This is a genomic window from Streptomyces sp. NPDC048461 (assembly GCF_055587105.1).
Genome location: NZ_JBVJGW010000043.1, coordinates 1 through 15,970 on the forward strand (window position 1 = coordinate 1; position 15,970 = coordinate 15,970).

Genomic DNA, 15,970 nt, shown 5'->3' on the forward strand with positions numbered 1-15,970 from the left:
CGCCCCCCCCCCCCCCCCCCGGGGCGCGGCCCCACCCCCCCGGTTTCCGGGTTAAGCCCGGTGCCGCACAAACGGGGCGGGCGCGGGGGCCCCCCCGCGGCCCCCCCCCGCGACGAGCGTGTCGAGGTGGGCGGCGAGGTCCCGCAGGCGGGGGTGGGCGTAGACGGCCTTCACCGGGAGCGCGACGCCGAGTTCGGCCCGGACCCGGGACACGAGCTTGATCGCGAGGAGCGAATGCCCGCCCAGCTTGAAGAAGTTGTCGTCGGGCCCGATGCGCGAGGCGCCGAGCACCGCCGCCCACACGCCCGCGATCAGCTCCTGCGAGCGGGTCAAGCCCTCGGCCGCGGCGGCGGTCACCGGGCCGGCGGCGACCGGGGCGGGCAGCGCCGCCCGGTCCAGCTTGCCGTTGGTGGTCGTCGGGAAGCGGTCCAGGGCCACGAAGGCCGCCGGGAGCATGTAGGCGGGCAGCGCCGCCCCGAGGTGCTCGCGCAGCGCGCCCTCGGTGGCCCGGCCGTCCGCCGCCCGGTAGTACGCCACCAGCCCCGGAGCCCCGTGCACCTCGTCGAGCAGCAGCACGGCCGCCTCCGCGACCCCGTCCACCGCGGTCATCGCGGCCTCGATCTCGGTGAGTTCGATGCGGTGCCCGCGCAGCTTGACCTGGCCGTCGGCCCGGCCCAGGTAGCCCAGCCGGCCCCCCGGCAGCAGTCGCACCAGGTCGCCGGTGCGGTACATCCGGCCGCCGTACGCGGCGCCTTCGCCGGAGTCGGCGGTGAACCGCTCCGCCGTCAGCGCGGGCCGGCGCCGGTAGCCGCGGCCGACCCGCGGGCCCGCGAGGTACAGCTCGCCGCCCTCGCCCACGCCGACCGGGTTCAGCTTCTCGTCCAGCACCCGCATCCGCAGGCCCGGCAGCACGCTGCCGATGTGGGGGGTGTCGGCCCCGTCGACCCAGCCGGCCGTGGAGTCCACGGTGCACTCGGTGGGCCCGTACAGGTTCACCGTGCGCAGCACCCCCTGCGCGCCCTTCTCGGCGAGGCGGGCCCAGAGCGCCGGGGCGACGGCCTCGCCGCCGATCAGGAGGGTCAGCGGGCGGGGGCCGCCGTCGGCGGTGAGCAGGTCCAGCAGCGGATCGGCGTGCGAGGGGGTGATGTCGAGGTCGGTCAGCGCCTGCTCGTCCACGAACCGGGCCAGCAGGGCCGGGTCGGCACGGGTCTCCTCGTCGATCATCACGAGGGTGTCGCCGCGGCAGACGCGCACCCACTGCTGGACGGAGGCGTCGAAGGACGGGGAGGCGTTCCAGCCGACCCGCCCGCCGTCGGTGACGGCGATGTCCGCGCCCTCCAGCTCGGCGAGCAGCGCCGAGGCGGCGGCCCGGCCGATCTCCACGCCCTTGGGGCGCCCGGTGGAGCCGGAGGTGTAGATGACGTAGGCGAGCGTGTCGCCCCGGACGGCCACGGGGGCGTAGGCGGGGTCGGGACCCGCGCCCGGCGCGGTCAGATCGGCCACGGCGAGGTGCTCGACGCCCGCGGCGAGCGGCTCGGCGTCCGGGCCGGCCGTGACGACCAGGTCGGCGCCGGAGTCCTCCACCAGGTAGCGGCGCCGCTCGGCGGGCAGCTTCGGGTCCACCGGCAGGTACGCGGCGCCCGCGGTCAGGGTGCCGATCAGCGCGGCCACGAGGTCGGCGCCGCGCGGCAGGGCGAGCGCGACCACGCTCTCGGGGCCGATGCCGCGGGCCGCGAGGCGGGCGGCGATCCGCATGGCCTCGGCGCGCAGGGCGCCGAAGCTCAGTTCGCGGTCGCCCGCGACGACGGCGGTGCGGCCGGCGGGGGCCAGCGCGAGGCGCGCCAGGAGGTCCGCGGCGGGGCGCGGGGTCCGCTCGGTGCGGGAGCGCTCGGGAAGTACGGCGGTCATGGTGCTCACTCCCCGGCGAACGCGGTGGTGGACGGCTGGGTGGCGGGGGCGCAGTCGGCCAGGGCGACCGGGTCCCCCATGGCGACGAGGATCTTGCGGTCGCCCTTGTAGGCCTCGCGGCCGTGGGCGCACAGGATGTTGTCGACGATCATCAGGTCGCCCTGCTGCCAGGTCTCCCGCACCGTGACCCGGTCGTAGACGGCGTTGACCGCGTCGACCTCGGCGTCGGTGAGCGCGGTGCCGTCGCCCAGGTAGGTGTTGAAGGGGAGCCCGTCCTCGCCGTAGGTCTCCAGCAGCACCTCCCGGATGTCCGGGTCGAGGGTGCGGCTGTTCCAGAAGGCGAAGTGGTTGAACCAGCTCTGCTCGCCGGTCACGGGGTGCGTCACGATTGCCGACCGGCGCTGCCGGGTGATCATCGAGTCGTCCTCGTCGACCCATTCGTACCCGACCGTGTTCTCCTCGCAGTACGCCTCCGCCACCGCCTTGTCCTCGGTCGCGAACGTCTTGTACCAGGGCAGCCCGGCCAGCTCCGAGTAGTTGCGCACGAGCAGCCAGCCGGCACGCGCGAACCGCTCGACCAGCTCCGGCGGCAGCAGCCGCAGTGCCTCGCGCATGTCGCCGACGGTGGTGGCGCCGCCCTCTTCGGGCGCGATCACGCAGCCGAACAGGAGCACGCCGGGGAAGTCGAGGGTGTAGCTGTTCTCGTTGTGGAGCCGGATCGGCTGGACCGCCGGCAGGTCGGTGGAGGAGAAGACGCCCTCGCCGAAGTCGGTGCGCGGGGTGGCCTTCTCCTTGTACCCGGCACGCCGCTGGATCAGCGCGTCGCGGGCGGCGGCGAAGGAGGCCGCGTCCGACACGGGCAGCCCGCGGAGCAGGACGGCGCCGGAGCGGTGCATCTCGGCCTGGATGTCGGCGCGGTGGGCGTTCAGCCAGGCGACGGCCGTCTCCAGGTCGGCGCCGGCCGGGGTGTGGACGACGACCGGCTTGCCGGCCTCGCGGATCGGGCTGATGCCGGTGTCGGTGGGGGCGTCTGCGAACGTGGTCATGGCAAGGTCCTCAAAGGGGTGCGGAGGCGGGGCGGGAAGGGTCCGGACGGGCCGGGACGGGTCAGGCTGCGGCGCGAGCGGGCAGCTGCCCGCCGACGAGCGGCGCGAGCACGGCGAAGAACTCGGGCAGCTGCTGCTGGAAGTAGAAGTGGCCGCCCGGCAGGACGTACGAGGCGAAGGGCCGGTCGGTGATCCGGGCCCAGCGGCCCAGCGTCTCGGCGGGGGCGACCGGGTCGGCGTCCCCGCCGATCACCGTCACCGGGCAGTCCACGCGCGCCTCGGACTCCTCGCAGCGGTACACGTCGTCGATGGCGAAGTCGGCGCGGATCGACGGGATGATGATCTCCCGCAGCTCGGGCTCGTCGAGGATCCCGTCGTCGGTGCCGCCGCGCTCCTTGATGGCGGCGACCAGCTCGTCGTCGTCCAGCCGCTCGGGGTGGACCGCGCACGGGTTGGCCAGGAACGGCGCCCGGCAGGCCGAGGCGACCAGGGCCCGCGGGGTCCGGCCGGCCGCCTGCAGGGCCCGTACCACCTCGAAGGCGACGAGCGAGCCCATGCTGTGTCCGAGGACCACCAGGTCGTCGGTGGTCCCGGCGGGCAGGGACGCCACGACCGGGCCGGCCAGGTCGCCGATCGTGCGGGGCAGGTCCTCGGCGAAGCGGGCACCGCGGCCCGGGTACTGGCCGATGAGCAGCCGCACGTCGGAGGGCAGGTGCGCGCGCCACTCGGCGTACGCGTGCGCGTTGCCGCCTGCGTGCGGCAGGACCAGCAGCGAGGTGCGCTGCGGGCCGTCGCCCGGAAGGTCCCACACGACGTCGTCGGGCGCGGGGGTGAAGTCCGGGTACGTGTCGTTGCTCATGAGGAACTCCGTTCCTGGTCGGGGGTGCGGCGGCGCAGCGCGGGCCTGGCCCGCCGGGGCGCCGCCGGCTCGGACCGCCGCAGGCCCTCGACGTGCTGGGCGAGGGTGGCGGGGGTGGGGTGCTGGAAGACGTCGCGGAGGGTGAGGGTGACGCCGAGGGTGGCGCCGATGCGGTTGGTGAGGCGGGCGGCGAGCAGGGAGTGGCCGCCGAGGTCGAAGAAGCCGTCGTCGATGGAGAGCGGCTCCGTCGTGTTCAGGACTTCGGCGAAGTAGGCGAGGACCGACGCCTCCAGCTCGGTCCGCGGGCCGCGCCCGCCGACGGTCGCCGCGGCCTGCGGGACCGGCAGCGCCCGCTTGTCGATCTTCCCGTTGGGGGTCAGGGGCAGCCGGTCGAGCAGGACCACGAACGCCGGGACCATGTGGTCGGGCAGCAGCGTGCGCAGCCAGAGGCGGACGTCCTGGGCGGACAGGTCCGGCGCGGTGGAGACGAGGTACGCCGTCAGCTGGGGCGTGTTGTGGTGGTCGGGATGGGTCGAGAGGGTGGCCTGCGTGATGTCCGGGTGGGTGGTGAGGACGGTCTCGATCTCGGTGGGTTCGATGCGGAAGCCGCGGATCTTGATCTGGGTGTCGGTGCGGCCGGTGTAGTGGAGGTTTCCGTCGGTGTCCCAGTGGGCCTGGTCGCCGGTGCGGTAGAGGCGCGAGCCGGGTGCGCCGTACGGGTTGGGGACGAAGCTCGCGGCGGTGGTGGCGGGTTGGGCGAGGTAGCCGTGGGCCAGGCCGTCACCGGTGAGGTACAGCTCGCCCGTGGCGCCGGGCGGGGCGGGGCGCAGGCGGTCGTCGAGGACGTACGCGTGCTTGTTGGTGAGCGGGCGCCCGATGGACACGGTGGCGGTCGGCCGGTCGGAGACCGGGATGGGGTGGGTGGTGGTGAAGCCCATGGACTCGGCGGGCCCGTAGCCGTTGGTGACGGCGAGGTCGGGGAACAGGGCGTGGAGGCGGTGGACGTGGGTGGGGGAGGCGGGTTCGCCGCCCGTGTACACGATCCGCGTGGTGGTGAAGGTGTCCGGGTGCTCGTCCGTGAGGTAGTTGAAGAGGCTGGAGGACAGCTGGAGCATCGTCGCCGCGTGGCGCCGGGACAGTGCGGCGATGAGTGCGGGTTCGGGTCGCTGTCCGGGCTGGAGGACGGTGGTGCCGCCGTGGAGCAGAGCCCCCCAAAACTCCAGGCTGAAGGCGTCCCAGGACACCGGTGAGCACTGGAGGAAGACTTCGCCCGGGCCGAAGCCGGCGTAGGTCTGGGCGGTGAGCGTGGAGACGAGGTTGCGGTGGGAGGACAGGATGCCCTTGGGGCGTCCGGTGGAGCCGGAGGTGAACATCACGCAGGCCACGTCGGCGGGCGTGAGGCCGGCGTCCGGGCTCCCGGAGTCCTGCCGGCCGATGGCCTCGCGGTCCGCGTCGACCAGCACCGCCGTCCACGGGCCGCTGACCCGGTTCCCGTGCCGGGCGTCCGTGACGAGGACGCCGACCGCCGCGTCCCGCGCGGTCCCGGTGAGGCGTTCGTCGGGGAACTCGGGGTCGAGGAGGGCGTAGCCGGCGCCGGTCTTGACGACGGCGAGGAGGGCGATGGCGAAGTCGGTGCCGCGGTCGAGGAGGATGCCGGCGAGGTCCCCGCGGCCCAGGCCCCGTGCGGCGAGGTGGTGGGCGAGGCGGTTGGCGCGGGAGTCGAGTTCCGCGTAGGTGAGTTCCTCGTCGCCGCAGACGAGGGCGCGGGCGTCGGGGCGCAGGCGGACCTGCTCCTCGAAGCGGTCGACGAGGGTGGCCCCGCCGATGTCCGTCCGCGTGCCCGTCCACTCCTCCAGCACCTGGCGCCGCTCGGCCTCACCCAGCAACTCCAGCTCCGACAGGCGCACGTCGGGAGCGGCGACCACGTGCTCCAGGGCGCGCCGCAGCATGCCCGCCAGCCGCTCGACCGTCGACGGCTCGTACAGGTCGGAGCTGTACAGCACCGCACCCGTCAGCGGCCCGTCCGGCTCGGCCCGCAGCAGGAACTCCAGGTCGAACTTGACGGCTCCCGTCGCCAGCGGCTCCGCGGCCCCGGCCCGCAGGCCCGCCAGGTCGGGCGCCACCGCCGGCCCCGACTCCAGCGCCAGACAGACCTGGAACAGCGGGTGCCGGGCCAGCGAGCGGGCCGGGTTGACGGCCTCCAGCACCAGGTCGAACGGCACTTCCTGATGGGCGAAGGCGTCCAGGTCGGCGGCGCGCACCCGGGCCAGGAGCGCGCGGAACGCCGGATCGCCCGAGGTGTCGGTCCGCAGCACGAGGGTGTTGACGAAGAACCCCACCAGCCCGGACAGCGCCTCGTCCGAACGGCCCGCGACCGGCGAGCCGAGGGGGACGTCCGTCCCCGCACCCATCCGCGTCAACACGGCGGCGAGCGCCGCCTGGAGCACCATGAACGGGGTGCACCGCTCGACGCGCGCCAGCTCCACGATCCGCTTGTGCAGTTCCGGGCCGAAGTCGACGTGCACCGCCCCGCCGCGCTGCCCCGCCACCGCGGGCCTGGGCCGGTCGTGGACCAGCCCGAGCTCCTCCGGCAGCCCCGCCAGGGCGGTCTTCCAGTAGGCGAGCTGGTCCTCCAGTGCCCCGCCGTCGGCCAGCGCGGCCCGCTGCCACAGCGCGTAGTCGGTGTAGTCCGCGGGCAGCGGGGCCCAGTCGGGGGCGCGCCCCGCCAGCCGGGCCGCGTAGGCGCTGGACAGGTCGTCGAACAGCGGACGCAGCGACTGCCCGTCGGTCGCGATGTGGTGCAGCAGGACGAGCAGGGTGGACTCCGCCTCCCCGGTCCGCACCAGCGTCACCCGCAGCGGGTGCTCCGCGGCCAGGTCGAACGGGTGCCGGGCGGCCGCCAGCAGCTCGGCCTCCCGGTCCGACGGGGCGGCTGTACGGACCTCGAAGAACGGCTCGGCGGCCGGGTCGACGACCTGCCGCGGCTCGCCGTCCACGGTGGTGAACCGGGTCCGCAGCGGCTCGTGCCGGTCCACCACATCGGCGAAGGCGGCGCGCAGCGCCCCGACGTCCACGACCCCGTCCAGCGGGACGGCCATCGGCACGTTGTACGAGGTCCCCCGGTCCTGGAGCCCGGACACCAGCCAGAGGCGCTGCTGGGCGAAGGAGAGCGGCGGCTGCTGCGGCCGGGCCGCGGCCCGGGTGAGCGGCGGGAGCACCGGGCGGCCCGACGCGGCGATGACCTGCCGCGCCAGCGCGGCCGGCGTGGGGTGCTGGAAGACGTCCCGGAGGGTGAGGGTGACGCCGAGAACGACGCCGATGCGGTTGGCCAGGCGGGCGGCGAGCAGGGAGTGGCCGCCGTGGTCGAAGAAGCTGTCGTCGACGGACAGCGGTACGGGCGACTCCAGGACCTCCCCGACCAGCGTCCGGACGATCTCCTCCATCTCGGTCCGCGGCTGGCGGCCCCCGGTGGTCAGCGGTGCTTCGACAGCGGGCAGGGCCCGCTTGTCGATCTTCCCGTTGGCGGTCAGCGGCAGCCGGTCCAGCACGGCGAACCGCGCGGGCACCATGTGCTCGGGCAGCTGCTCGCGCAGCCAGCTCCGCAGCGCCGCCGGGGCGAGGCCGGGGCCGGGGGTGAGGGTGACGTAGGCCGTGAGGTCACCGGCGTGGACGAGGGTGGCCCGGGCGACCCTGGGATGGGTGGTGAGGACGGTCTCGATCTCGGTGGGTTCGATGCGGAAGCCGCGGATCTTGATCTGGGTGTCGGTGCGGCCGGTGTAGTGGAGGTTTCCGTCGGTGTCCCAGTGGGCCTGGTCGCCGGTGCGGTAGAGGCGCGAGCCGGGTGCGCCGTACGGGTTGGGGACGAAGCTCGCGGCGGTGGTGGCGGGTTGGGCGAGGTAGCCGTGGGCCAGGCCGTCACCGGTGAGGTACAGCTCGCCGGTGGTCCCGGGCGGGGCGGGGCGCAGCCGCGCGTCGAGGACGTACGCGTGCTTGTTGGTGAGGGGCCGCCCGATCGGAACGGTCCCCGGCACCGAGTCGGAGACCGGGATGGGGTGGGTGGTGGTGAAGCCCATGGACTCGGCGGGCCCGTAGCCGTTGGTGACGGCCAGGTCGGGAAAGAGGGCGTGGAGGCGGTGGACGTGGGTGGGTGAGGCGGGTTCGCCGCCCGTGTACACGATCCGCGTGGTGGTGAAGGACTCCGGGTGCTCGTCGGTCAGGAAGTTGAACAGGCTCGACGACAACTGGAGCATCGTGACGCCCCACCGCGGGGACAGTGCGGCGATGAGTGCGGGTTCGGGTCGCTGTCCGGGCTGGAGGACGGTGGTGCCGCCGTGGAGCAGAGCCCCCCAGAACTCCAGGCTGAAGGCGTCCCAGGACACCGGTGAGCACTGGAGGAAGACTTCGCCCGGGCCGAAGCCGGCGTAGGTCTGGGACGTGACGGTCGAGACGAGGTTGCGGTGGGAGGACAGGATGCCCTTGGGGCGTCCGGTGGAGCCGGAGGTGAACATCACGCAGGCCACGTCGGCCGGCGTCAGCCGGACACCCAGGGGCCCGTCCGCTCGGGCGCCGACCGCCTCCCGGTCGGTGTCGACCGACACCGTGTCCCACGGCCCGGCGATCCGCCCGCGGTGGGCGCCGTCCGTCACCAGCACCCGCACCCCCGCCTCGACGGCCGTTCCGGTGAGGCGTTCGTCGGGGAACTCGGGGTCGAGGAGGGCGTAGCCGGCGCCGGTCTTGACGACGGCGAGGAGGGCGATGGCGAAGTCGGTGCCGCGGTCGAGGAGGATGCCGGCGAGGTCTCCGCGGCCCAGGCCCCGTGCGGCGAGGTGGCGGGCGAGGCGGTTGGCGCGGGAGTCGAGTTCTCCGTAGGTGAGTTCCTCGTCGCCGCAGACGAGGGCGCGGGCGTCGGGTCGGAGTCGGACCTGCTCCTCGAAGCGGTCGACGAGGGTGGCCCCGCCGATGTCCGTCCGCGTGCCCGTCCACTCCTCCAGCACCTGGCGCCGCTCGGCCTCACCCAGCAACTCCAGCTCGGAGACCGGTACTTCCATCGCCTCGACGGTCCGCTCGACGAACCGCAGGAACCGGTCCTGGTGCCCGGCCACCACCGCGAGGTCGCACACCTCGGGCGCCGCGTCGAAGTCGATCCGCAGCCCGCCCTCCGGCCCCAGGTCGTAGACGCCGACCGCCAGGTCCTCCACCGGCCCGTTGCTCAGGTTGTGCTGCGTGGTCGGGAACCCGCAGAACCGCATGCCCGGGGTGAACGCCATGATGTTGACGAGCGGAGCCGAGATCCGCCGCTCCGACTCGCCCAGGCCCAGGTCCCGGCAGACGTCCTCGTACCGGGTGCGCTGGTGGGCCAGTCCGCGCCGGGTCTCCCCGACCACCACCGCCAGCAGCTCGGCCGGCGTCCCGTCGGGCGCCACCGGCACGCGCAGGGGCACCACGTTCGACATCATGCCCGGCGTGCGCCGCGCCAGTTCCGTACGCCGCCCCGTCACCGGCAGCCCCAGCACCGGCTCGTTGCTCCCGCCCGCCCGGTGCACGTAGGCCCCGACCAGCGCGATCACCAGCATCGTCCACGGCGCCCGGTGCGCCCGCGCCACCTCCCGCAGCCGGTCCGCCCGCGCGGGCGGCAGGACCACCGTCCGCCGTACGAACGGCAGCGCACCCGGCGCCGTACGCCCGCTGCGGCCCTCGCCGAGCCGCGGGGTCTGCGGCAGCCCGGCGAGGTGCTCCGCCCAGTGCGCCCGGTCGGTGGCGGCCTCCGGCGACGTCCGGTACGCCTCGTCCTCGGCCAGCAGGTCCGCCAGGGACCCGAACGGGCTCGGCCCCCAGGGCTCACCGGCCGCGGCCCGCTCGTACAGCTCGACGAGCCGCCGGTCCATCAGAGCGATGCCCATGCCGTCGACGGCCAGGTGGTGGAAGGCGTGGAAGTAGAACCACCGGCGCTCGCCCTGCTCCGTCGTACCCGCGGCGATCAGGACGTGGCGGGTCAGCCAGCCGCCCTCCAGGTCGAACGGGCGGGCCAGCTCCGCCGACATCCAGGCCCGGCCCGCCGCGGCGGGGTCGGCCTCGCCGCCCAGGTCCAGCAGCTCCAGCTGCCGGTCGCCCGGCTCGGAGTGGACCAGCTGCCACAGGCCGCCGTCCCCGGTGCCGTCCTCGTCCGATCCGGTGCCGCGGATGCGCAGGCAGTCCGCCTCGCGGGCCAGCTGGTACCAGGCCCGTGCGAGCAGCCCCGCGTCCAGATCGCCCAGGATCTCCCGGTACTCCCCGATGTTGTAGCGGCAGCCGGACGCGTCCAGCCCGTGGGCCATCCAGATGTCGCGCTGCGCCGCCGACAGGGGCAGCCGCACAGCGGCCGGCCCCTGCGCGGCGCTGCTCTGTTCAGACGGCTCGGTGGACATGCGCGGGCTCCTCAAAATGGTCTCCGTGGCGGGCGGTCGAGATCCGTTCACGTGCGGGTACGAGATCTGCTGCGTGGTCCGGCCGTACGCCATCCAACCCGCGGGCCCCCGGCCCCTGCGGCAGTTGCTCCGGCACTCGGCGAGCAGTTCAGGCGGCAGTGGCGGCCGCCGCACGCGGCGCCCGGCAGGCGGCCCGGACCAGGCCCAGCACCCGGAACCGGGAGTTGCCGCCCTCGTGCGCGGCCCGTACGACACCGCTGATCAGCAGCTCGCGCAGCATCCGGCCGGCCTCCGCCAGACCGGGACCGGGCCGGCCGGGGGACTCGGTCAGGGCGGTGATCCCGGCCAGGTCGAACTCGTCCCCGCCGCCCGCGCACAGCGCCTCCAGCAGTCCGCGGGCGGCGGGCGAGAGCCGGGCCAGGCGGTGCCCCAGAGCGCCCCGGAAGCCGGCCGTGCCCGCCCGGCCCCCGAGGTGGTCCAGCAGGGCCACCGGGTCCTCGTCGAGGCTGCGGCACAGGGCGGTCAGGTCGCACACCACCAGCCAGGAGGCGGCCGCGGCCAGGGCGCCGGGATGCCCGTCCAGCCCCCGGCAGACCCGCGCGGCCCGTTCCGCGTCGGCCGGCGTCGGCGCGAACTCGGGCCGCACCCGCCGGACGTGGTCGAGGAAGACCCGCACCGCCGGGGCCGCCGGATCCACCGCACCCGCGGCCGGCACCTCCAGCGGGGCCAGCAGGAAGATCCGCTCCCCGGGCACCTCCCACGGCTGGTCGGAGGTGACCAGCAACCGCAGTCCGGGGCAGGCGCGCAGCAGCCCGGTCAGCCGGTCGAACCGCAGCGTGCCCGCCGGGGCGCCGTCGAGCACCAGCAACCCGGCCTGGTCGCCCAGCAGTTCGGCGAGGCAGTCGACGGCGCCGGTGAGGGAGCCCCCGTGGGCGCCGCCACCGCAGTCGCCGTCCGTACGGCCGCCGGTGCCGTCGTACCCGGGGGCGGGGGCCGGGGCGTGCAGCTCGGCCACCGCCGCCGCGACCAGGGCCGCCGGCTCGCCCTCCGGGCATCCGAGGTGGTCGGCCGCCGCACCGGGGAAGGCGTGCCAGAGCACCGGGAGCCCGGCGCCGTGCAGCCGCTCGGCCACCGCCAGCGCCAGCCGCGTCTTGCCGACCCCGGTCAGCCCCACCAGGTGGACCAGGCGTTCGGCCCCCGAGGCGAGCTCCCGTTCCAGCACCGACGCCTCGGCGTCCCGGCCCACCATCGGGTGCAGCGCGGTCGGCGGCGCCGGCGGCCGCTCCCAGCCCGCCCCGGTCGCCCGGCCCTGCTGGGCGGCGGCCTCCAGCGCGGTCCGGGCCCGGGCGCCCAGCCGCAGCGCGTCCGCCATCAGGCGCACCGTGTCGGGGCGGGGCCGTCTCGCCTTGCCCTGCTCCAGGTCGCGGATGGCCCGCACGCTGATCGTGGACAGGTCGGCCAGCTCCCGCTGGGTGAGGCCTATCCGCAGCCTGTGGGTCCTGATGAGCATGCCCAGACGGGGGGTGTCCCGTACCGGAGTGAGGGCGGCGGCGACGTCGGCCGTGCTGTTCATGTGCGCTCCCGGCGGTGGTGGTGGGGAACGGCTGGGCCTGGGGTGACACGGCCCGGTTCCTGCTTCCCATCGTCGGCAGCGCGCTATCGCCCCGGCATCCCCGCACGAACCGCTCCCGGCAGCCGGTCCTATCACCCGGCGGCCCCGCCCCCGCCGTCCACGACGCCGCTATCACCGTTCTCCGCGGCGCCTATCGCGTCTCCAGAACCGTGATAGCGCGGGGATAGGAGCGGGGCCGGTGCGGGGATTCCGGCCGTTCCTAACGTGGTGCCCAGAACGAAGGAAGCGCCCCGGAAAACCCGGAGCGCACCGATGAAGGGACACGGAAAATGACGCTCGCCACCGCCTTCCGCACCGCTCTCGTCACCGTCGCCATCGCCGGAGCGGCCGTCCTCGGCACCCAGGTCGCCCAGGCCGACGGACCGGTCACCCCCGCCACCACCGCCGGCGTCACCGGCCCGACGGCCACCCCGTCGCCGAGCACCTCCACCGACACCAACCCGTGGGACTGACACCGGCTCGACCGGCTCGACCGGCTCGACCGGCTCCCCGGAACGGCCGGAGCCGAGGCGGTGCGACACCCGATGCCGCACCCCGACCGCCGAGTCCCCGACCGCCAGCCGGCGACCGCCAGACCCCCGACCGCCACATCCCCGACCGCCAGACCTCGACCGTCGGACCGCCGGCGTCGGGCCGACGTCAGACCCCGGCCGCGGACCCCGTAGCCGGTGCGCGCAGGGCGCCCGAGCCCAGGGCCGGGTGCACGGACGAACCCGGCGCAGCACCCAGGGCCGCGCCGAGCACCGAACCCCCGACCGGTACCTGCGCGAGCGCCTGGCCCAGGACCGGACCGATCGTCCGGGCGGGCAGTGCTCCGGAGGCCAACAGGCGCTCCGCCTCGGCCAGTTCCGCATCCATCCGCCGCTCGCGGAAGACCCGGACCGAGCTCTCCAGCAGCTCCCGGGAACGGGAGCGCTCACGGGAGCTGCCGCCCGCCATCAGCAGCCGCGCCAGGTCCAGCCGGACCACCGCCGCGCCTCCCTGGTCCATGATCTGCTCGCGCACCGACAGCGCCTGGGCGTAGAACCCCCGGGCCGACTCGCCCCGCCCCAGCTCCGCGTGCGCGTGCCCCAGGTCCCGCAGCAGGTGCCCCTCTCCGATCACGTCCCCACTGTCCCGGCACAGTTCCAGCACCTCGCTGAACGTCCGTACCGCGCGCTCGTGTTCGCCCTGGGACTGCAACAGCTGACCCGCCCGGCGCAGCGTCCGCGCCTGCCCGCCCATGTACCCCACCGAACGGTAGATGCCGAGCGCCTCGTCCAGTCGGTCCTGCGCGGCCGAGGACTGTCCGCGCACCATCCAGATCTGCGCGCTCTGCGTCAGGACGATGGCCCGGCCCACCACGTCACCGACCCGGTCGAAATCCCGCAGCGCCCGGTCGTACAGGGTGAGCGCGCCCTCCTCGTTGCCCCGCATCCGCTCCAGCAGGGCCAGGTCCCGGTGGCACAGGGCCAGCCCGTGGCGGTCGTCCAGCTCCTGGAACAGCCCGAGCGCCGCGGTGAGCGCCGTCCGGGACTCCTCCTTCTGGCTCCGGCCGAGGTGGAGCACCCCGAGCGAGCTGAGCAGGGCGGCCGTGCCCCGCGTGTTCCCGGCGGCCCGGACGGCCTCCAGGGCCAGCCGGTGCGTGCGCTCCCACTCGTCGAAGTAGCCCCGGCCCTCGAATAGGGTCGTCAGGGTCGTCGCCAGGTCCCAGCACAGCTCGTCCATCCGTGCCTCGGCGGCGTGTTCCACCGCCTGCACCAGGTTGGCGTGCTCGCTCTCCAGCCACTCCAGCGGGTCCACCAGCAGCTCGTCGACACAGGCGGCCGGCGGCTCCCAGCGCGGAGCGCTGCCGTGGAGCACCGTGAAGTCCCCGCCGTAGATGCGCCGGTGAGCCTGTTCGGCCAGCGAGAGCCAGCCGCCCAGCATCCGGCCGAGCGCCGCCGTCTGAGTGGCCGGCTCGTCGTGCTCGGCGAGCTGCTCCCGCGCGAACACCCGGATGATCTCGTGGAACCGGTAGCGGAAGCCCCCGGTGGACTCGACCCCGACGACGTCCAGCATCTGTACGTCGACCAGCGGTTCGAGGAGGTCGGAGGGGAAGGGCCGGTCGTCGTCGAGCAGCGCCCCGGCCAGCCAGCCCGGCAGCGTCGGACCCTTCGCGAGGCTCAGCAGCCGCAGCAGCCGGCGGTCGGGGGCGGCCAGCCCGTCGTGCGTGAGCGAGAGGCTGGCCCGCATCGTCATCTCGCCGTGGGTCAGCTCGTCCAGGCGGTGCCGCTCGTTGGCGAGACGGTGCACCATCGAGGCCAGCGTCCAGTGCGCGCGCGCCGCCAACCGGGCGGCCACGATGCGCAGCGCCAGCGGCAGGCCGCCCACGGTGCGGATCAGCGCCTCGGCCGCCGCCCCCTCGCGCTGCACCCGGTCCGCACCGATCACCCGGACCAGCAGTTCCAGCGCGTGCTCGGTGCTCATGACGTCGAGCTCGATCCGGTGCGCTCCGGGCAGCCCGGTCAGGCGGACCCGGCTGGTGACCAGCACCGCGCAGCTGCGACTGCCCGGCAGCAGCGGCCGGATCTGGCTCTCGGACGCCGCGTCGTCCAGGACGACCAGCACCCGGCGGGAGGCCATCAGGGTCCGGTACATCTCGGCCCGCTCGTCCTGCGACTCGGGGATCACCGCCCCGGGGATGCCGAGCGCCCGCAGGAACCGGCCCAGCACCTCGGCGGAGGTCGCGGGCGCACCCGTGCCCCGCAGGTCGCAGTACAACTGGCCGTCGGGAAAGCCCGTTTCGCTGAGCCGGTGGGCGATGTGCGTGGCCAGCGTGGACTTGCCCGTACCGGGCTTGCCCACCACCACGGCCAGCCCGACCGCGCGCTGCCCGCCCTCGCCCAGCAGCGTCCGCTCGATCCGCTCGATCTGCTCCTCGTCGCCGACGAAGTCCGAGGTGTCGGCCGGGAGCTGGCGCGGGACCTCGTCGCGGTACGCGGCCGCCCCGTCCGCCGCCGGGAGCGGGGACGTCCGGCCCGGCAGCGCGCCGGACGGCTCGCCGGGGGCGGTGGGCCGGCCCGCGGCCGTCGCACCGGAACCCGTGCCCGGCTCCGGACCCGACCCGGCGACCGGCGCCGGGTCGTCGGTGCCCGCGGCCTCCACCGCGCCGCCGTAGCCGCCGGTGGCAGGACGGTACGGCGGCGGGACCTCGCCCGCCAGGATCGCCGACTCCAGCGCCCGCAGCTCGCCGCCCGGCTCCAGGCCCAGCTCCTCCACCAGCAGTTCGCGCCCGACCCGGTAGCTCTCCAGGGCCTCGGCCTGCCGGCCCGAGCGGTACAGGGCCAGCATCAGCTGACCGCGCAGCCGCTCCCGCAGCGGGTGGACCCGTACCAGCAGCTGGATCTCCCCGACCAGCTGGTGGTGGCGGCCCAGGTCGAGCTCCAGCTCGATCCGCGTCTCGGCCGCGGTGAGCCGCTCCTCGTCCAGCTGCAACGCCTTGCTGCGCAGCGTCTCGCTGGACACCCCGCTCAGGCAGTCGCCCTGCCACAACTCGGCTGCCGCGCGCAGGAGTTCCACCGCTCCGGTCAGCCCGCCCTGCTTGGCCAGCGCACGGGCTTCGGCCACCGTGCGGGCGAACATCGCGGCGTCGACCAGGTCGCCCTCGGTCTTGAGGACGTACCCGGGGGGCCGGGTGGTGATGGCGGCGGCGATCGCCGCCGAACTGAACAGCTTGCGCAGTCGGGACACGCAGATCTGCACCTGCGTGCGCGCCGTGTCGGGGGGCTCGTCGTCCCAGATCAGGTCGACCAGGTAGTCCGTGCTGACCACCCGGTTCGCCTCCAGCAGCAGCGCGGCGAGGATGACCTCCTGCCGGCCCGGGGGGATGCGCACCGGCCCGGCGTGGCCGGTCACCTGTAACGGTCCGAGGATCCGGAAAACCACCGCGTCCGGGGTCGGCGGAACCCCGCCGGGCGAAACGGTCATGAGTCTCCCAGCTGGGGCATGCCTGATCCCGCTCGCACCGTGTGCACGACACGGTCGAGCCGGGAGGGAATACGGGTGGAGCGGGGGATCAGTCTTCCCGAACACGTCTCCGGTTGTCCATGGTGTGGAGATTTCGTGCGGGGCCACAGGGGGTATCAGTTCCGGCCATCGT

At 74.9% G+C, this 15,970-nt stretch carries 7 protein-coding genes; 1 reads left to right on the forward strand and 6 read right to left on the reverse strand.

The window, feature by feature from the left end:
• Positions 1–51: 51 nt before the first annotated feature.
• The 5 genes from ACZ6S8_RS37250 to ACZ6S8_RS37270 form a co-directional block, all read right to left on the reverse strand.
• Positions 52–1,908, reverse strand: a complete 1,857-nt coding sequence (locus tag ACZ6S8_RS37250; protein ID WP_469462535.1) for a non-ribosomal peptide synthetase — start codon at positions 1,906–1,908, stop codon at positions 52–54.
• Positions 1,909–1,913: 5 nt separating this feature from the next.
• Positions 1,914–2,954: a TauD/TfdA family dioxygenase gene (locus tag ACZ6S8_RS37255; RefSeq protein WP_469462537.1), complete on the reverse strand. Its 1,041-nt coding sequence runs from the start codon at positions 2,952–2,954 to the stop codon at positions 1,914–1,916.
• Between the two features lie 61 nt (positions 2,955–3,015).
• A complete protein-coding gene (locus ACZ6S8_RS37260; RefSeq protein ID WP_469462538.1) occupies positions 3,016–3,813 on the reverse strand; it encodes a thioesterase II family protein in 798 nt (265 codons plus the stop codon).
• Positions 3,810–10,217, reverse strand: coding sequence for an amino acid adenylation domain-containing protein (locus ACZ6S8_RS37265; protein WP_469462539.1), 6,408 nt, complete (start codon positions 10,215–10,217; stop codon positions 3,810–3,812). Before ACZ6S8_RS37265 ends, ACZ6S8_RS37260 begins: the two co-directional genes overlap by 4 nt.
• Before the next feature lie 148 nt (positions 10,218–10,365).
• A complete protein-coding gene (locus tag ACZ6S8_RS37270; RefSeq protein WP_469462540.1) occupies positions 10,366–11,790 on the reverse strand; it encodes a helix-turn-helix domain-containing protein in 1,425 nt (474 codons plus the stop codon).
• A 329-nt stretch (positions 11,791–12,119) separates the two neighbouring features.
• Here ACZ6S8_RS37270 and ACZ6S8_RS37275 point away from each other — a divergent pair, with 329 nt between their 5' ends.
• On the forward strand, positions 12,120–12,302 hold the full coding sequence (locus ACZ6S8_RS37275; RefSeq protein WP_469462541.1) for a hypothetical protein: 183 nt from the start codon (positions 12,120–12,122) through the stop codon (positions 12,300–12,302).
• A 187-nt stretch (positions 12,303–12,489) separates the two neighbouring features.
• Here the strand turns inward: ACZ6S8_RS37275 and ACZ6S8_RS37280 are convergent, their stop codons facing one another.
• Positions 12,490–15,726 (reverse strand): AfsR/SARP family transcriptional regulator, encoded by a 3,237-nt coding sequence (locus ACZ6S8_RS37280; RefSeq protein WP_469462543.1) that lies wholly within the window; start codon positions 15,724–15,726, stop codon positions 12,490–12,492.
• Between the last annotated feature and the right edge of the window lie 244 nt (positions 15,727–15,970).